The following is an 18,649-nucleotide window of genomic DNA, read 5'->3' as shown; positions in this document are numbered from 1 at the left end:
CACCCAAAGGAGCTATTGATTCATTGGGTGTAAACGTGCTATTGCACGGCAGATTCGCTATTTTACTTGTTTACTTGCTCCGGACTCACCGCACTTCCCTCGCGACGTACGCTCATGATGATCAGTAATGCAGCTAATACCGTAAGGATGATTCCAAGCATCTGAAATCCTGTCACATTGAATGTATCTCCCATAACAATTCCAATCAATAACGACGATAAGATGGTCCCCAGGTAGCGTGATGTATTAAAAATACCCGATGCGACTCCAATCATTTCTTTGGGTGTGCTTTTGAACAGAGCTGCTTGCATGCCGACCGCGTTTAGACCGTTACTTATTCCAAATAAAGCTAAGGCAACAATGACAATGAAGATTGGAGAAGTTTCATTCATAACAACGATCAATATAGAGCCAAATGTCATTAAAGCAGCGGATACGATCAGAGCTGGCCGTGTTCCTGATCTGTCAATCCAGCGCCCTGCTATCGGAGCAATAATGACTGAACATAACCCCAAAGCTAGCATGCTTATACCTGTATGAACTTCGTTGAGATGACGTACCTGCTTCAAATACGTAGGAACTCCAAAAAAAAGTGCGTAAAACAGGATGTTCACCAGCATGTATTGCACATTAACCCAAGTCATCTGGGGATATGTGGCAAACGTTCGCAGAGGGATGAAAGGCGTGGCTGCTTTTAATTCATGTCGGATGAACAAGACTAATGCGATTAACCCGCCCCCTCCTGTCAGCAGATGCCATGTTGAAATATCTCCTGTGGAATTTACTGAAAGTAAACCGATGAGCAGAGTCACCAAGGCTACCGTAAACATCAGGATGCCTGGTGCATCAATTAACGCAAGCCATTGCCGAATGGACATGTGACTAGAGATCGATGGAGATAACTCGTCCTTCGGAATTGTTTTCCAGGCGAACAAAAAGCTTGCCATGACAAACGGAATATTAACGAAGAATATGCTGTGCCAGTCCCACCAATGAATCAATACTCCACCAATAAAGGGCCCGATCGCAGCTGCTCCGGAGAGGAATATCGCTAAAGTGGACAATGCGGAGGCTTGCTTGTCAGTCACGTTAATTCTTACAATCGCCATTCCGACGGCCACCATCATGCTTGTACCAATCGATTGAACGATCCGGAATACGATGAGCGACGAAAAACTGGGAGACCACGGAGCTAACATAGACGATACGAAAACAATAACAAGACCCATGAGGAAGATCTTCCTGCGTCCAAACAAATCACTACACTTGCCCATGACCGGTTGAGCAACAGCACTGGCAATGTAAAATGATAAAATAATCCACGAAACGGCTGTAAAATCAAGTCGATACACTTCTTGTAGCCTGGAGATTGCCACAGAAATCATGGAGGAATTCAGCGGATTCAACATAATTCCGAGTCCCACAGCTAACATCAATCCTTTATTTCGAACGTTCATGGGTGCATCACTCCTTCTTCTGCTGTCATCTTACTTGAAAGCATTCATTTATTCCAACGCATTGTATGTTATGATTTGATGAACTACAAGGAATGAAGGAATGGTGCAAATGGAGCTTCTTCAACTAAAATATTTCCTGACGGTGGCCCGATGCGAACATGTTACGGAAGCTGCGGGAATGCTGCATGTCACGCAATCCTCCCTGAGCAAAACGATACAACGATTAGAGGACGACCTGGGAGTCCCTTTATTTGATCGAATCGGGAGAAAGCTGCGACTAAACGACTTTGGTAGAACATTTCTTCAGCGAACGGAAAAAGCCTTATTTGAATTGGAGCAGGGACAGCGGGAAATTGGAGACCTCTCCAATCCGGATCAGGGTACACTGCAATTGGCGGTGACTACGGCAAGTACTTTGCCAGGTATACTACGGGAATTTCGAAAAAATAAACCGGACATTCAGTTCCATGTGCAAATGGTTTCGTTAGAAAACATGTCCAAGCTTCTACATCGGGGCGAGGTGGACTTTTGTCTCTCCTCCCCTCCGATTCAAGGTGACGACATCGAATGTCAGATCCTATATGACGATCCGATCGTAGTCGCTGTTCCTATGGGTCATCGATATGCAGACCGAAGCAGCATTCAATTAACTGAGCTTAAGGACGAGTGGTTTGTTGGGGTAAAGCAAGGCTATGGTGTTCGTGATATGGTGGATTCCACATGTCAATCCGTTGGTTTCCTACCGAAGTATGTGTATGAAGGTGATGAGCCTGCAAGATTAACCGCCCTTGTTGAAGCGGAGATCGGTCTCGCGTTTATACCTAGTACAGCCAGAAACCCGCATGAGCGCATTAGATATCTTCAGGTAGAGGAACACCAACTCGTTCGGGAAATCGCTCTACTTTCGCACAAAAACAGGTATATTTCAAAAGCCGCTTTAGAGTTTCGCAGTGTGGTTATGGACTATTTCAGTGCTATGTCATGAGGGAAATGGATATGAGTGAATGTATACTGGAGTGGTTAAGGGTTTATACACGAGCATAATGAGTGGACAGATCACTTGGTGTATTACAAAAATTCTAATTAAACGGTTCATACAACTCACTCTAAAACAAGGGAACTCCATATCAAGAAGCTCCCTGTTTTCTATGTTTGTTGAATATTCTTCTTTTTGCGTTGAAGGGTTACTACTCCAAAACTAGCTACTGAAATCCATAATAGGATTATTGCATTGCTGGAGACTAATGATTGCACTGTATCTAGTTGCAATAGTTGCGTAATTAACCTTCCTTCATACGGTGAAAGTGTGGCTCCCAAGTTATACGCGATCAGAACAATGGTGGTACCCAACTTTGCCATTTTGGCGATTTGTTGTGTAAAAGTATGCAATAAATAGGGCATAATACAGCGGAATGAAAACCCGATAATCATTGAGCAAATGGTAGTAAGAATGATACTCTGCGAGATTGTCGTAACGAACATCGAGCTTCCAAGTAACAGAATTGATAATGGAACGATATAGTTACCTAATGTTTTGTATACTTTTCCAAAAGAAAAGCCGGCAACAAAAGCTCCTAAACCTATAAATGCAATCATATTGCTTCCGTTTGTCGCAGTTCCAATATTTTTTTCCAAAATCAAAGGAGTAATCTGTAAATTATAATTGATGAAAATAGCTACAATCACAAATAATAAGAGACCATAGCCAATCATGACTTGAATGGCTTTTTTATTATTATTTGTGTGGCTTGAATTCGTTGTGACCTCTTCTCTTCTATTTAGCTCTTTTTTATCAGAAGGAACGAAAATCAGGAACGCGATGAAAATAGGAAGTGCCAGGGCGTAGACATAAAATGATGTGTGCCAGCCCATTTTCAATAGTTGACCAACGAGTAGTGTCAGGCAAATGCCGCCTAATCCCTCAAAGGCACTTTCTAAGCCAATTACGGTTGCTTGTTTACCTGGATTCTCATGATACATATCACTGATCATCTGAATGATGAGCCGGTTAAACAAACCTACACCTAACCCAAACAAACAGCGAGAAATGAACAGTAACGAAAAAAGGTCATGACACAATGCAGGGAATACTCCCGCAATAAGAACAAGTCCTAATCCAGTCAATATAGTTGCTTTCTTCCCGATAAGAAGTTCAAGTCGATTAGCAATTAACACACCAAGAATGACAAATAATGAAGGGATGGTCGTTAATAATCCTACGTGTGTTACCGATATCTCCGGAAAATCATTGGTTATTGCAGGAATGTTAGCGGCAATCACTGGACCTGAAGAAATTAATAACGCAACGGACAATAACGAATATGTTTTAAGCTTCTCCATGGATATTATAAAAAGCCAACTCCTTTACTGTCTGTTTTTGCTCCAAATGGCTAGTAGTTAGAGCTTGACGCTGCGATAAATGGATAAAGCAGTAACGCAGAAGTCGATGACTTCATACGTTACTGCTCAGTCGATTAGAGTTCTTTACCGTTACTTTGAATAACTTTTTTGAACCATTCAAAGGATTTTTTCTTGCTGCGTTTCAACGTACCATTTCCAGCGTCATCTTTGTCGACATGAATGAAACCGTATCGTTTACTCATCTCTCCAGAACTTGAGCTTACTAAATCAATACAGCCCCAGGACGTGTAACCCAACAACTCTACGCCATCTTCTTCCACTGCTGTTATGAAGGCTTGGATGTGTTGACGCAGATACTCGATTCTATAGTCATCAGCAACATATCCGGTCTCATCAGGAGTATCTATCGCTCCTAGTCCATTTTCAACGATGAATAGTGGCTTTTGATATCGGTCATACAAGGAGTTCATTGTAATTCTTAGACCCTCAGGATCGATTTGCCATCCCCATTCACTCGTTTTCAAATGAGGATTGCGCAGTGTCGGAAATAGGTTAGCTGCCGTTTGTGTGTTTACTTCCGGGTCTGCACTGGTTAATCGTGAACCATAATAACTGAACGAAACGAAATCAACCGTATTATTTTTCAAGCATTCCTCGTCCCCGTCTTCCATGGCTAAATGAATATTCATTCGTTCTAACATTTTCTTGGCATAGTTTGGATATTCTCCCCGGGATTGTACATCGACGAAGAAGTAGTGCTCGCGATCTCTTGTCATGGCTTTCCAGACATCATCTGGTGCACATGTATAAGGGTAAGTGTTGGCGCCCGCTAACATACAGCCAATCTTAAATGCCGGGTTAATTCTACGCGCAATTTCAGTTGCTTTTGCACTTGCGATCAATTGATGATGAGCCGCCTGATACTTCACAGCATCCTCATTCTCACCTTCTTCAAACACTAGACCTGAACTTCCAAAAGGTAAATGCAACAGCATGTTGATTTCATTAAAGGTAAGCCAATACTTCACTTTATCTTTATAACGGGTGAAGATCGTTTCACACAATCTCTCATAATAATCCACCATTTTTCGACTTCTCCACGATCCAATGGTTTTTACCAAATGAATAGGGACATCAAAATGGGTAATGGTGACTAACGGCTCAATGCCATACTTCAAACATTCATCAAATACATTTTCATAGAATTTCAAACCCTCTTCGTTGGGCAGCTCGTCATCTCCATTAGGGTAGATCCGAGTCCATGCCAAAGATAAACGGAAACACGTAAAGCCCATCTCTGCAAATAAAGCAATGTCTTCTTTATAGCGATGATAAAAATCAATAGCCTCATGACTCGGATAAAAATGCTCTTGATCACACTCCAACATTTTCAATTGCCCTCGCATGACAGGAACACGATCTTTCCCTGCCGGGATTACATCAACTGTGGATAGTCCCTTGTTGCCTTCTGCATATCCACCTTCACATTGGTTAGCAGCAACTGCCCCACCCCACAAAAAGTCTTTTCTTAAAGTCATTAAAACACACTCCTAACTTGTAGTATTGTTAAGCTTTGACAACCAACAATGTGTTGTTAAAATCAATATTTTGTGGACTAGACTCTGCGATCACATCCGAGTAACTGTACGTATTCGTTACAATAACAGGCGTTTGAGTGACGTATCCTTCTTGTCTGATTTTTTCCAGATCAAAAGTCAGCAAGGTCTGTCCCTTCGTGATTCTCTGACCTTCTTCAACGAAAGCCTCAAAATATTTTCCGTTCAGCTTCACTGTATTTAAGCCGACATGAATAAGAATTTCGACTCCTTCATCGGATAATAATCCAATAGCGTGTTTCTTAGGAAATAGGGATACAATCATGCCATCGAATGGAGCAATGACTTTCCCCTCGCTGGGTTCAATAGCAATTCCTTTACCCATTGCCTCTGAGGCAAACGCTGCATCTTGTACATCCTGAAGTTGAATAAGCTGACCTTTAAGCGGAGTTGCAATAACGGAATCTTTAATTGTAATGACTTCATCCGCACCCCCACTCACTTCGTTCGCATTTGAAACAGTGTTCTGTGAAGGTGCGTCTTTTTCATATTTCAAACTGAGCAAATAGGTAAGAACAGCAGTTACGACAGTTGTTATAACAAGTGCGATCAAAATGTTATATAGATTCCAGATATTTTCACCAATGTACAGGGGAATCGCAGGGATTCCTGAAGCGCCTGTTGCGTAACGAGAAACATCCATTAGCCCTGCAAAGAGTCCCCCACTGGCAGCTCCAATCATACCCGCGACAAGTGGGTATCTCTTCGGTAAGTTTACGCCGTAAAGAGCTGGTTCCGTGATTCCCATCAACGCTGTGATCCCACTGGAAGCTGAAATTTGTTTTAATGCTTTATCCCTGGTTCTCATCCCTACAACTAATGCCGCGACACCTTGACCTATACAATTGATCATCGCTCCAGGACCGAGGATATTCTCATAACCTGATGTGGTGATTTGAGCAATGGATAGAGGAACAATATTATGGTGTAGTCCAAACATAACCAGTATTGGCCAGAAGGTTGCTACCAGGAAGATAACCAGCCAGCTACCATGTGCACCCAAGAATTCAAAGCCCATCGCTAAATACGTTCCAAAAAATGACCCCAGTGGTCCCAATACGGTTAAAGCCAGAATTCCCGTTACTAAAATAGTGCACATGGGAACAAAAATAACTTTCACTGCATTCGGAATGATCCTTTTAAACAACGATTCAATATATGATTGTGACCAAACTATTAAAAGAATTGGAACTACAGATGAACTATAAGATACAAGAGTTAGTGGAATTCCAAAAACACTTACGTCAGTTCCATCTAAACGCAATTGCGTCAAGTTGGGGTGGAGCAAAATACCGGCTAAAACGAGTGCTAAGACAGGACTACATTTTAGTTTGTTTGCAGCTGAAAACGCCAACAAGAATGGTAAAAAGTAGAAAATAGCATCTGACATAAGACTTACGACATAGTAGGTTTGGGAATCTTTTGAAATCCAGTTGAACAAAATAAGTAGAGCGAGTAATGCCTTGATCATACCAGCCCCAGCTATAGCAGGGACAATCGGACTAAATGTCCCCGAGACGAAATCGATTAATTTCCCCAAAATACTAACTTTCTTAACATCAGTTGGTTCACCCGATGAACTTGCGTTAGGTTGAAGATGCTTGATCACTTCTTTGTAAACGTCTTCAACATGTGTGCCGATGACGACTTGAAATTGTCCGCCGCTCTCAACCGCATCAATAACACCATCAAACGATTTAAGCGCTTTTTGATCTGCTTTATTAGTATCATTCAGTGCAAATCTAAGCCTAGTCATACAGTGAGTCAGAGTGGATACATTCTCACTACCGCCCACTTTCTCTACAATATCTTGAGCCAACTTCTCGTATTTCTTGCTCATCCAATAATGCCCCCTCTTGTTGTTGCCATCTAAATGAATGAGACCAAAAGCGCTCTAAATAACTTCTCTTTGCAATAAAAAAAGCTATTTATCTGAAATACATAAAGGCTGCATTCATTACACCTTTAAAATATCATCTGATAAACAGCTATAGCCAATACCTATAATTCATACTTTATTATGCCTGAAAGGCATGCCTGATATGTTCCAAAAAACGTACCTCCGTTTGACTGAATACCTTATGTTTTTTCCAGACAATCACTGTTGGAAACTGAAGTTCCGGTTGAAAAGGTCTGAAGCATAATGTGTCAGACTGCTTCATTGCAAGCGCACCCTCAATACAGATGGCCGTCCCTAACCCCTCCTCTACGAGGTTAAGTATGTTAGATATTAAATTATAGGTCGCAACAAAGTTTAAATGTGCATACTCATCGGCAAACCAGCTTGCAATCTCATTCTGTACGACAGATCGGCTGGATATGAGCAGAGGCACTCCGGCTAAATCGGTTGAAGTGACATATTCTTTCTGGGCAAGAGGTGATGAGGTCTTCATAAGGACTCCCCAGCGTTCCTTCTGGGGCAGTCTGATGAAATCGTATTTCTCAATGTGAATGGGCTCTAACAAAATGCCCACATCGAGCAGTCCTTTATCGATTCGCTCCTTTATATCATCCCCCGTTCCACTATAGATGTGATATTTAACCTGCGGATACTCCATATTGAAGTCTTTTAATAATTGTAAAATAACATTGGACGTTAATGATTCAACACTCCCGATCGATATGGTTCCTCCAACCAGGTTGTTCTGATCTTTAAACTCTTTCTCTGTTTTATCCGCAAGTGTGAGAATTTCTTCTGCTCTTTGACGTAGAAGCATGCCTGCATCTGTAAGTGTTATTTTACTTTTCCCGCGTATAAACAATTGAGTTTCTAAATTTTTTTCCAGATCAGCCAACTGTCTGCTTAACGTTGGCTGTGTCACATGTAAGATCGTTGCAGCATGTGTGATATTTTCTACTCGAGCTACTGTCAAAAAATATCGAAGTACTCTTAACTCCATAATTCCTCCTGATTTACGTTCATTTAAGTGTCTACTGAATCATTCATTTCTTTACTATACCTTCCTGTTAACCAGAAGAAGACAGTTGATTGGGATAATCAACTGTCTGTTGTTTCAAATAAAGAAGATTATTTCTCTGGAATGATTTCATTAACGCAGGCTAAAGCATTTAGTGTTCGAGGAAATCCCATGTAGGGAAGGCAGTGAGTTAGAGCGGTGATCATGGTTTCTTTATTATTGCCAACATTGATGTTACCCTGAACGTGTGCTTTGACTTGACTATCCGCACCTCCGAGTGCACTTAGTATACAAAGAGTAAGCAGCTCTCGTGTTTTCAGATCCAGACCACCGCGGGTATAGAAGTCACCAAAGCAAAATGCTGAAAGATAGTCCTGGATATGCTTCTGATTTGACGGGGCATTTTCCCGGTTTTTCTCAATAATATCGCCAAAAATCTCTTTTTGAATACCAAGTCCTTTGTCAAAGCGATTATCTTCTTCAACCCGTTTTTGACTTTCAAGAGGCAGTGCAACATTTCGCTCTTTGAACACTTCATTCATTTCCGATATGGCATTTAAGGTTTTGGGGAATCCCAAATAAGGTGCGCATTGATAGATTGCTTCTTGGATCTCCGTTGGAGTCAACCCAACATTTAGCGCTGCACGAGTATGTGCTTTGAGCTGTGGCAACGTTTGATTAGTAGCCAGTACGACCAAAGTAATAAGCTCACGTTGCTTATCGTCAAGAGTACCTTGATCAAAAATTTCACCAAATATGAAGCGACTTAATATGTCCTGTAACTCAGGATCAGTAGCATATGCCGCTGGAACTCCCTCGCCGAATAGTCTTTTATATGTTTCCTGGCTCTTTTCGATTCGATTCATATTCATCTAACCTCCTGTTTCTTTTTAGTTAAAACTAGGTGTACCCATTTTACATTGAAAGGGGAAAGAATCCATATCCTATTCATATCATTTTATTGCCTAATCCTATCAAATGATTGTTTGTTGATGAAAAAAGCGAACAAAGCACTTGCGTGCCCTGTTCGCTCTTCTTGGTTAAGCCATATTACTGTCTTCACCTTACTCGCCCAAGCTGTTCCAGAATGATTGGAACGCGCCTTTCTCCACTTCCAGGAATGCCGGAACATTACCATAACGAACCAGACCTTCTTCACCAAACAGAACCAGTGGGACCTGCGTTTTGTCTTCCAGCGTGAGATAGATGATCTTGCGATCTTCATTGCTGTAGAGGTTCTCTTCCAATTCCGGACTCGTTGCAATCGGTTTGGCAGCAGATAACGCAGAGACGAAGCTCTCCAGTGATTCGTCCGCTGCTAACGGCTGAAGCTGCTGCAATCCGTTGTTCCAGCTGTCGAACGTCTCCCATTGCGCAGAAGTGATGTTGCCTTCGAGATGAAGCTTTCCGATCAAGTCTGCTCCGCTACTGATGGTGATCCCGTTATTTTTGTCGAATAGTTGAGCATACACCTGACCATCGATCTCGGTGTATGACATGATGCGGAAGTCCTTGTCATAGCCATTGACCGCATAGATGTCCGCTTCGCCAATGTTGGAAGCAAGCTCCGTGTATTTATCCTGGCCGCTCCACTCATCAATGCCGCCAGTAGTGGTACCGAGTTTTTCGCCGCGCAGGTTGAGCGCACTGGTGCCTTCAAGTAAAGTTGCGGACTGTAAATAGACGTTCCCCTCATAGACAACCACTGGCAACATGCTCGCCTTGGCACCTTTGCCGTTTGAATCCGGCAACTCCATCTTCGGAATCACAATCGGGTCAAACGACGCGCCTGGAGTCACCGCTGCCACCTGTGGTGTTGGTGCGGCTGGTCCATTGAATTGTTGCCATACACTTGGCGCAGCCAAGCCAATGCTGGCAGCGATAACGACACTTGCTGCAATGTATAATGGTTTACGTTGACGTTTTGGTCCCTGATGTTGTGAGTTTAAGGATTGCTCTACCCGTTTCTTCATTTGTTCGTTTGCTTTCATATGATCCACCGCTTTCTTGTAGTTTTGTTTGAATTCTTCTTCGTTCATTGCTGTTCCTCTCCTTCAAGCTCCAGTTTTAACAGCTGTCTGCCACGTTTCAATCTCATTTTCACCGCTGACTCGCTAATCTCCAGGATCTCGCTGATTTCTCGGATCGGATAATCTTCGTAATAATACAGATGAACCACTGATCTATACTTGACAGGCAGTGACAGCACGAGTTCGATCAGCGCGTGATCTTCAGGGTTGTCTGTTGTAAGGGGATCGACTCCCTCCAGCTTGACCTCCCGTTTACGCCAGCCTCTGCCTAATATGGATTTGCAATGATTGGTGATGACCCGAATCAACCATGCTTTCTGATGCTCCGCATCGTTGAATGTAGGGGCTTTTTCTATTAGTTTGATGAAGGTATCCTGAGTGGCTTCCTCCGCGTCTTCTCGTCTGCCGAGGTGCACCATGGCAATCCGGAACAGCGTATCCGCGTATGTCTCGTAGACTTTCATCACATGTTCGCCCAGCTGGGGCACTGATCGCTGCATGGTTGTTATGCCCTCCTTTATACCTCTAACACTCTTAAGGACGGCATCTGGTCACATTTTGTTTAAGAATTTTTTTATTGGTCCATATCATTCAAAATGCAAAAAAGAAAGCAGCTCCATGGAGAGGAGTTGCTTTCTTCATCCAACCAATTAGAATCTCTTCTGTAAAAGCTCGATATTGTCTTCCAAACTGCTGTCCAAGCTTACGCCTACCTGAGCAAAACGAAATACACCAGCCGTGTCTTTTTGCTGAATGGACTGGTCGGTAGACACGATCAACTCTTTGACCAGAGGTGCAATGATACTCTGCGGTAGATCCGTTGACGTTAAAGATGGACCTTTTTCCTAGAAATCATTGATATTGTCAATGCTCTTGTACCATTTTAACTGATTAGCCGTGAAATACCGCCCAAATTCGAAGTCACCTTATCCTTTAATATTCGAAGTAATGATGTACAGTTCATTAAAAGTTTACATGTAAAAATTGACGTAAAGTTATAATAACGACAAAAAGAGCCGCTTATTAAGCGACTCTGACTCTGCTTTATAAAAGGCTATCTTGCTCCGCCATACACGAAGAAAATAATAACTGTTTGCCCCGCATTACAGCAGTTTTCTATATATTTTTATGTCTACTCCGGACTCCGTTGGATGACCTTCTCCAACAAGTGTCTCACGGTTCAAAAAGGATAAGGCTTTGCTGTCTGTTATCATTTTGGGGGAAGTGCGAAATAATGCCGTTTTGAGACTTTTATCCATATTTCCGTTATTTTCGATATAGATTTTGCAGGAATGCCCTGTGTCGTCGGTTCCTTGGAGCATGTATCTTGCCGATAGGGTATGCGGTTCCCCATTCTTCCCAATGATCTGAGTATCCACTCCTCCACCCAGCACGATTCCTTCAAAGTACTTTCCGGTTACGCTGCCTGAAAAAGTAATCATTACAACCGAATGATCTTCGCTATTCTGCAATTCAAATGTGTTCTCGATATCCACATGTACCGTGAACAATTCTTCTAAATTCACGTGTTTCCACCTCCATATGAGGTCAATTATAACTCTATTCATTATTTTGGTCATGACCGAAGCATCAAAAAAAGCTTTTTAAAAACCTATCATTAATTGGACTGTACGGAAATACGCAAGATCGGTCCATCAATACTACTTTCATTAGAGACTAGAGATTCGACTTTTTGAATGTTCTCTTGACCATCTGGAATAATGATCGGACTGAGCACCGGGTAACCCGCGTCTTGAATGGCAGGAATATCAAATTCCAACATCAACTGTCCCACCTGAACCATATCGCCTGATTGTACATAACTCTGGAATCCATTCCCCTTCAGGGAAACCGTATCTATACCTACATGAATGAGTAACTGGACACCTGAAGCATGTTCTATAATAACAGCGTGCTTGCTCTTTTCCATGATGTGCATGACCTTACCTGTAAATGGTGCAGTCACTTTTCCTTCAGATGGCATGATTGCAACGCCATCCCCCATTGCTTTACTTGAGAAGGCTTCATCCGGTACAGACTCGAGAGATACAACATTTCCTTTTATTGGGGAAGCGATCTCAATTACTTCGATATTCGACTTCTTTTTACCGTTGGCGACGGGATCTGTGTCATCGCCTGAGTTTCGATAGCCTATCGTGTAAGTCAGACTAAATGAAACCGCAAAAGCAACGGCATTGACCAGGATATACAGAGGTAATTGATTATTCAAATAAAGCAATATCCCCGGAATACCTGTTAGCGACATGCCTGTAGCTTTTAATTGTAAAATAGAAGCTAGAAATCCACCGACTCCTCCACCGATCATCGACATAATGAAAGGCTTCACTAGAGGTAACGTTACACCAAATACTGCAGGTTCCGTTATCCCCAGAGCTGCTGAAAAACTAGAAGGATATGCAATTTGTTTTAACTTTTGTGATCTTGTTTTGATCGCTACTGCCAATACAGCTCCTGCTGCCGCAACATTCCCTGGTGAAATCGGATTCAACATATTCCAACCTGTTTGCGTGAGCATGTTAATTTCCAGAAAACTTATAATATGATGAATCCCAAAAATACCTAACAATTGACTGAAGCTACCATAGAGAAGGCCTCCCAGTCCAAACGGTAATCTGAGTAAGAATTCAACTCCATGCAAAACAAATATTTCAATCTCATGGAAAATCGGACCAATCATAAACAGTGCGAGTACAATGGAAATAAGCAGTGTTAAGAACGGTGTTAAGATAAGGTCAAGTGAATTTGGAATTTTCGTTCGTAGGAATTTTTCTATTTTAGAACCCACGATACCTATAATAAATGCGGGCAATACGGAACCCTGATATCCCAACACTTTAATAAAATCGAAAAATACCAAGGGTTCTGCCAAGTTCTGTCCTACAGCGTAAGCATTAGGCAAGGCCGGATTAACAAGCATCAACCCGAGCACGATCCCCAGAACCGGACTTCCACCAAACACCCTAAATGTGGACCAACAGATTAAGGCTGGCAGAAAGGCAAATGCAGTATCTGTGAGAATCTGTGTAAAAAGCAACAATTCCTCTGGAACATTCTCAGGTGTTAAACCAATTAAACCTAATACGGCGGCCTGAGTCAGCAAACTTCTTAACCCCATAAATAATCCTGTCGCTACGAGAACGGGTATAATAGGAACAAAAATATCCCCGAATATCCGAACTGCACGCTGAAAGCGATTCCCCTCTTTTTTTACGGGAGCCTCTGCTGGTATTGTACCATCCATTAACTTCATCACTTCTGCATAAATTTTATTAACTAAGCCAGTTCCAAGAATGATTTGATATTGACCTGAATTAAAAAAACTACCCTTTACCCCTTGAAGATTTCCCATTTCTTCATCATTAATTTTATCCTTGTCCGCGATCATGATTCGCAACCGTGTAGCACAGTGTTCAACCGAATGAATATTCTCTTTGCCGCCTACTAATTCCAAAATCCTTTTGGCTAATTCCTGATCTTTCATATGAGTTTCTCCTTAGATTGAGTAATATATAAGTTTGCCATTATGCTGCAACCCTTGATATTCAACACGTAACTGATGTTCCTCGGTAAAATACCTCGATGAGAAAACGCATTCACCATGATTCACGAAAACCTCAATGGTCGAGTTATCGCTATAAAGGCTCATTTGTGATAAGTTCTGAATCTTGTTTACTTTCGTTTCTCTTGTGTGGCTGACCCAGTTTTCTCTCGTAATTGAAAACTCATTATTCTCTCCAATATAACGAATCTCAATCGCGCCATTTCTTAGAGAAAGATAAAAATCACTTGTACTATCCTCTCTTCGCAATTCCAGTTCAAACCGTCCGCTATCCAACTCAAAATTTCCTAGACGAGAAGTAAATGTATTTTCCGTTTTTCTTAGTTGTTTCACTTCTTCGATAGGAAGCTGTATTAGTCTGTCATTCTCCCAAGTTATAACCCTAGGTAAGGTCAAACAATGGATATAACCGTATTTTTTAGTAGGGCATTGCTGTTCTTCTTCCTCAGACATCCGAGACATCCACCCCACCATGATTCGTCTGCCTTTATGGTCAGTAAATGTTTGGGGTGCATAGAAATCAAAGCCATAGTCAATCAATGCTAACGATCCATTCGGCTTAAACTGCTTGGTTTGCTCATTAAATTTCCCAGACAGGAAGGCTGCATAACTTGTTATGCCTGTTGCGACTTCTTCTTCTGGAATTACCTGTGGACAACAGACCAATATATCGATCCTATCGTGCAAGGAGAATAAATCCGGGCATTCACACATGTTGTCTAACTGTTGATCATATAAAATGTTTTCATACGTCCAATCTGACAAGTCACCTGAAGAAAAGAGAGCGACTGCGCCTTTTCGCTCTTTCGTTTGAGCACCAACGATCATCCACCATCTGTCACTTCCTCTCCATACCTTAGGATCACGAAAGTGTTCTGTGAACGCTGTCGGCGTTTCGATTACCTTCTCTTCTTTCACAAAAGTCTGACCATTCACGGATTTACTCACACACTGATAGCTCTTTCTGACTCCGTTATTCTTCACGTTACCTGTGTAGAACAGGTACATTTCATCTTCATGTTCTATACCACTGCCTGAATACACTCCATTACGATCCCATTGTCGATCCGGGAGAATAGCCGTATTTTGATTCGTCCAATCGATCATGTTCGTTGATGTGAACAATCCCCACTCTTTGTATCTATGGTTCGTATCAAATCGATTCCATTGATGAAAAAAATAATACGTACCTTTGAACCAGATCAGACCATTTGGATCATTCAACAAACCTCTTTCCGGCTCAATATGATAAGTCAATTTATAAGGATTTCTCAAAACAACATCCCACTTTCCAAATTTAAAATGGTTTACACGGTTTTTTCAAATCATTGGATCATTCTTGCTTTTTGAATCTCCAGAAACGACTAGTGAAGTCTTGTTTCTTTCTCGGAAATGTGAGGCCTACGTTCATCAACTCATCTCCCCCGAATAGCTCTCCGGTTTCGATATTTTCGTAGATAAATTCCGGGTTAAGCCCTTTGCATTTAACGGTCTGGACTGGAGCCGCCGGCTGAGATAATACTGTAAAATAACTAAGTGCAAACTCGGTTTGATCTTTTGAAACAAAGCTCCATGCAGCTTCATTCCCATCAAAAGGACTAACGATTCTGTGGAATCTGCCGAATTGAATGAGTGATCGAATTTCTTTATACAGGGCAATTTGCTGCTTAACTGATTCTTTTTCGTGCTCTGTTAACTTCGTCAAGTCCAGCTCATACCCAAAGTTTCCAGCCATGGCAACATATCCTCTGGTATCGAGAGGTGTTATTCTACCTACTTGATGATTAGGTACAGATGAAACATGTGCCCCCATGGTTATTGGCGGATATACAAGACTTGTCCCATACTGGATTTTCAATCGGCTAATCGCATCAGTATTATCACTTGTCCACGTCTGGGGCATATAATACAGCATGCCTGCATCGAAACGTCCACCACCACTTGAGCAACTTTCAAACAACACATTTGGAAATGCTGCAGTGATTTCCTCCATGATTTGGTACAATCCCAACATATAGCGGTGAGCCGTTTCCCGTTGTCGCTCAGGCTCTAACGCGGATGATCCGATATCTGTCATGTGACGATTCATATCCCATTTGACATAGGTTATCGGAGCACTTGATAGAATATCTGTGAGGGCTTGAATTAAATAATCGCAGACTTCCTGTCTTGATAAATCCAAGACGAGCTGATTCCGGCCTAATGTATGCGGGCGATCTGGTACATGCAAGCACCAATCAGGATGACTTCTATATAAATCGCTATTCATTGAAACCATCTCCGGTTCAAACCATATTCCGAACGCCATACCCAGGTTGCAGACTCGGTTAGCGAGGTCTAAAAGACCCTGCGGCAGCTTTTGTGAGTTGACTACCCAATCGCCTAAAGAACTTTTACTGTCGTTACGTTCTCCGAACCAGCCATCATCCAAAACAAACAGCTCGATTCCTACCTCTTTTGCCTCAGTTGCAATTTCCTCAATCTGATCTGCGGTAAAATCAAAATACGTCGCCTCCCAATTATTGATGAGTATTGGCCGTAATGTGTCACGATACGTGCCCCGAACTAATCTCTGGCTATATAATTCATGATAGATTCTGGACATATCACCCAATCCACTCGCTGTATAAACCATGACAACTTCCGGAGTTTGAAAGGTCTCTCCTGGTTCCAGTAACCATGAGAAATCGAAGGGGTTTATCCCTATGGACACTCTGGTAGTACGGTATGGGTCAACCTGAACCTGCGCTGTAAAATTCCCGCTATACACGAGATTAAATGCATAGACCTCTCCATGATCTTCGTTGGTATCCTTTTTTACCAATGCCATAAATGGCGCTTGTTGAGGGCTACTGGCGCCACGGCAGCTGTCGACCATTTGAATTCCAGATACGATTTTGCGTCTTTCTATATTTTTTTCATTTTGAGCAGCTCCATACAGTGTCATAAGTTCGTATTCATCATCCCGAAAATCCACACTTGCGCTTAAGGCCCGGAGCAATTTCATATTCTGTGTCCCTTGATTTTCAAACTGCACAGACCTGGTGATTACATCCCGTTCCTCGTATAGACTATATGTTAACGTGACTATTAGCCCCAATAACTTGTCTTCCATAACCACTTCCAACGTTTCAGCCTCGTTGTCCGTCTCGACATAAGTAGATGGTAGCCCTTCCAATTTTGGTTTCCCTCTATACGTTCGGTGTTCTTTGTAACGTAGGTCTGTGATAGTCGAACCATTCTCTTGTTGTATTTGATAAGAGGGAACCCGAAAGTCACCATTGCCATAAGCAGGATACTCTTGAGGAAGCGTATCCAACGAAAATGTCCGATCAGAACTATCCGGATTAGGTGAAAATACTCGATCAATATAGATAATCTGATTACTGCCTCGATAGGTTTGGATACCTTTCCCCCAATATAAATGGGTTAAATATCCCCCTTTGGTGACCTGCACAACATAGCTGGTCTTCTTGCTTTTCAAATGAAATATGAGATGTTCTTCATCGATGTAAATAGACATAATTTCCTCCCATATATTTAACTGAACTTAATAAACGATTGAGAAATATATATTGCTTATACATGTATACTAATCGTTTTAAATGTTCACTTATATGGAAGCATGTAGACTCATTATGGTACGATGTGATAACATGTAACCATTTTCAACATTCGAGGTGATATGATGCTGTTTAATTTTTCCAATCAATATCTCAACAATCTGGATCTTAATTTATATACATGTGGAAGAGAGGAATGTGTCAGTAGTTACTCCTATGGTCCAGCAATTCGAAGCGGATATATTGTTCACTATATCCTTAAAGGAAAAGGAATATATAAAGTTGGGGATCGGACCTTCCATTTGGAGAAAAATGACGGGTTCTTAATAACACCCAACCATTTGGTTTATTATGAGGCAGATGCTGCAGACCCATGGGAATATGCCTGGATTGGCTTCAGTGGAGTGAAAGCAAAAGAATATTTAAACCGGTCTAGCCTATCCATGGACCATCCGATTTTTACGTTCAATGAAGATCATGAGCTTATTCATTGTATAGACGGTATCATAGCGGCATCCAAACAGATTGCTAATAAAGATCTGTTATTAACATCCAAACTGTACGAATTTCTATTTTTACTCTGTGAAAGTTACCCCAATCGCGAAGTTACCAGTGATGTCAAACAACAAAAATATATTGAAGATGCATTGCTATTCATTGAACAAAATTATGCGCACCATATTACAATCCATGATATTGCTAAGTACATTTCTATTGACCGATCCTATCTTCATCGCTTGTTTAAGCAGAGTCTTCATAAATCACCACAAGAGTTCTTGTTAAATCTGAGAATGGATAAAGCATGTTTTTTGTTGACTAATTCCACTTTTAAAATCGGTGACATCTCTCGATCCGTTGGATATAAGGATGTTCTTTTATTCTCGAAAACGTTCAAGCGGATTAAAAAATGTACCCCTTCAGAATATCGAAAAACTCAAGAAGAATTGCACAACAAGGAATAGGAAGTTACCCCTCCCTGACTCAAACAATAAAAAAACAGGCAGCCCTAGTTATGAAGTGCTCCCTGTCAAGTAGACAGACTAAAAAAACAAAATCATTAGTATTCAATATCCCCTCGGTTATATTGAGGGGATTATTTTCTTAATTAAACTGCTCGTCGATAT

15 protein-coding genes are annotated in these 18,649 nt (G+C 41.6%); 2 read left to right on the top strand and 13 right to left on the bottom strand.

Annotated elements, in window-relative coordinates; all coding sequences use genetic code 11:
• Positions 1–62: 62 nt before the first annotated feature.
• On the bottom strand, positions 63–1,457 hold the full coding sequence (locus WFI24_RS00075; RefSeq protein WP_336757825.1) for an MFS transporter: 1,395 nt from the start codon (positions 1,455–1,457) through the stop codon (positions 63–65).
• A gap of 109 nt (positions 1,458–1,566) precedes the next feature.
• On the opposite strand from WFI24_RS00075, the gene WFI24_RS00070 reads away from it, so the two are divergent.
• Positions 1,567–2,442: a LysR family transcriptional regulator gene (locus tag WFI24_RS00070; protein WP_336758738.1), complete on the top strand. Its 876-nt coding sequence runs from the start codon at positions 1,567–1,569 to the stop codon at positions 2,440–2,442.
• A 161-nt stretch (positions 2,443–2,603) separates the two neighbouring features.
• On the opposite strand, the gene WFI24_RS00065 is transcribed toward WFI24_RS00070, so the two are convergent.
• From WFI24_RS00065 to WFI24_RS00010, 12 genes are all read right to left on the bottom strand, one after another.
• Entirely contained in the window at positions 2,604–3,797 is a 1,194-nt protein-coding gene (locus tag WFI24_RS00065) for an MFS transporter (RefSeq protein WP_336757824.1), read from the bottom strand.
• Between the two features lie 134 nt (positions 3,798–3,931).
• Complete coding sequence (locus WFI24_RS00060; RefSeq protein ID WP_336757823.1) at positions 3,932–5,356, bottom strand: 6-phospho-beta-glucosidase; 1,425 nt, start codon at positions 5,354–5,356, stop codon at positions 3,932–3,934.
• Positions 5,357–5,384: 28 nt separating this feature from the next.
• Positions 5,385–7,274, bottom strand: coding sequence for a beta-glucoside-specific PTS transporter subunit IIABC (locus WFI24_RS00055; RefSeq protein WP_336757822.1), 1,890 nt, complete (start codon positions 7,272–7,274; stop codon positions 5,385–5,387).
• A 178-nt stretch (positions 7,275–7,452) separates the two neighbouring features.
• Positions 7,453–8,334 (bottom strand): LysR family transcriptional regulator, encoded by an 882-nt coding sequence (locus tag WFI24_RS00050; RefSeq protein ID WP_036615799.1) that lies wholly within the window; start codon positions 8,332–8,334, stop codon positions 7,453–7,455.
• A 128-nt stretch (positions 8,335–8,462) separates the two neighbouring features.
• Positions 8,463–9,218, bottom strand: coding sequence for a carboxymuconolactone decarboxylase family protein (locus WFI24_RS00045; RefSeq protein ID WP_100526281.1), 756 nt, complete (start codon positions 9,216–9,218; stop codon positions 8,463–8,465).
• 198 nt (positions 9,219–9,416) lie between these two features.
• Positions 9,417–10,391 carry a hypothetical protein gene (locus tag WFI24_RS00040; protein ID WP_336757819.1) on the bottom strand — a complete coding sequence of 325 codons (975 nt, stop codon included), beginning with the start codon at positions 10,389–10,391 and terminating at the stop codon, positions 9,417–9,419.
• Complete coding sequence (locus tag WFI24_RS00035; protein WP_336757817.1) at positions 10,388–10,882, bottom strand: RNA polymerase sigma factor; 495 nt, start codon at positions 10,880–10,882, stop codon at positions 10,388–10,390. Before WFI24_RS00035 ends, WFI24_RS00040 begins: the two co-directional genes overlap by 4 nt.
• 150 nt (positions 10,883–11,032) lie before the next feature.
• Positions 11,033–11,155, bottom strand: a complete 123-nt coding sequence (locus tag WFI24_RS00030) for a hypothetical protein (RefSeq protein WP_336757815.1) — start codon at positions 11,153–11,155, stop codon at positions 11,033–11,035.
• Between the two features lie 330 nt (positions 11,156–11,485).
• Positions 11,486–11,908 (bottom strand): DUF3237 domain-containing protein, encoded by a 423-nt coding sequence (locus WFI24_RS00025; protein ID WP_336757814.1) that lies wholly within the window; start codon positions 11,906–11,908, stop codon positions 11,486–11,488.
• Positions 11,909–12,000: 92 nt separating this feature from the next.
• A complete protein-coding gene (locus WFI24_RS00020; RefSeq protein ID WP_336757812.1) occupies positions 12,001–13,884 on the bottom strand; it encodes a PTS beta-glucoside transporter subunit IIBCA in 1,884 nt (627 codons plus the stop codon).
• A 12-nt stretch (positions 13,885–13,896) separates the two neighbouring features.
• Entirely contained in the window at positions 13,897–15,237 is a 1,341-nt protein-coding gene (locus WFI24_RS00015; RefSeq protein WP_336757810.1) for a glycoside hydrolase family 32 protein, read from the bottom strand.
• 58 nt (positions 15,238–15,295) lie between these two features.
• Positions 15,296–17,485: an alpha-galactosidase gene (locus WFI24_RS00010; RefSeq protein WP_336757808.1), complete on the bottom strand. Its 2,190-nt coding sequence runs from the start codon at positions 17,483–17,485 to the stop codon at positions 15,296–15,298.
• Between the two features lie 162 nt (positions 17,486–17,647).
• On the opposite strand from WFI24_RS00010, the gene WFI24_RS00005 reads away from it, so the two are divergent.
• Entirely contained in the window at positions 17,648–18,487 is an 840-nt protein-coding gene (locus WFI24_RS00005; RefSeq protein WP_336757806.1) for an AraC family transcriptional regulator, read from the top strand.
• Positions 18,488–18,649 lie beyond the last annotated feature (162 nt).

This window comes from Paenibacillus sp. USHLN196 (assembly GCF_037144955.1).
GTDB lineage: Bacteria > Bacillota > Bacilli > Paenibacillales > Paenibacillaceae > Paenibacillus > Paenibacillus xylanexedens_C.
The sequence above is the reverse complement of the archived record's forward strand: the minus strand, read 5'-3'. Positions and strand labels throughout refer to the sequence as shown.

Coding starts and splice junctions, on each gene's coding strand:
- WFI24_RS00075 (WP_336757825.1), bottom strand. CDS start 1,457: ATGAACGTTCGAAATAAAGGATTGATGTTAGCTGTGGGACTCGGAATT.
- WFI24_RS00070 (WP_336758738.1), top strand. CDS start 1,567: ATGGAGCTTCTTCAACTAAAATATTTCCTGACGGTGGCCCGATGCGAA.
- WFI24_RS00065 (WP_336757824.1), bottom strand. CDS start 3,797: ATGGAGAAGCTTAAAACATATTCGTTATTGTCCGTTGCGTTATTAATT.
- WFI24_RS00060 (WP_336757823.1), bottom strand. CDS start 5,356: ATGACTTTAAGAAAAGACTTTTTGTGGGGTGGGGCAGTTGCTGCTAAC.
- WFI24_RS00055 (WP_336757822.1), bottom strand. CDS start 7,274: ATGAGCAAGAAATACGAGAAGTTGGCTCAAGATATTGTAGAGAAAGTG.
- WFI24_RS00050 (WP_036615799.1), bottom strand. CDS start 8,334: ATGGAGTTAAGAGTACTTCGATATTTTTTGACAGTAGCTCGAGTAGAA.
- WFI24_RS00045 (WP_100526281.1), bottom strand. CDS start 9,218: ATGAATCGAATCGAAAAGAGCCAGGAAACATATAAAAGACTATTCGGC.
- WFI24_RS00040 (WP_336757819.1), bottom strand. CDS start 10,391: ATGAACGAAGAAGAATTCAAACAAAACTACAAGAAAGCGGTGGATCAT.
- WFI24_RS00035 (WP_336757817.1), bottom strand. CDS start 10,882: ATGCAGCGATCAGTGCCCCAGCTGGGCGAACATGTGATGAAAGTCTAC.
- WFI24_RS00020 (WP_336757812.1), bottom strand. CDS start 13,884: ATGAAAGATCAGGAATTAGCCAAAAGGATTTTGGAATTAGTAGGCGGC.
- WFI24_RS00010 (WP_336757808.1), bottom strand. CDS start 17,485: ATGTCTATTTACATCGATGAAGAACATCTCATATTTCATTTGAAAAGC.
- WFI24_RS00005 (WP_336757806.1), top strand. CDS start 17,648: ATGATGCTGTTTAATTTTTCCAATCAATATCTCAACAATCTGGATCTT.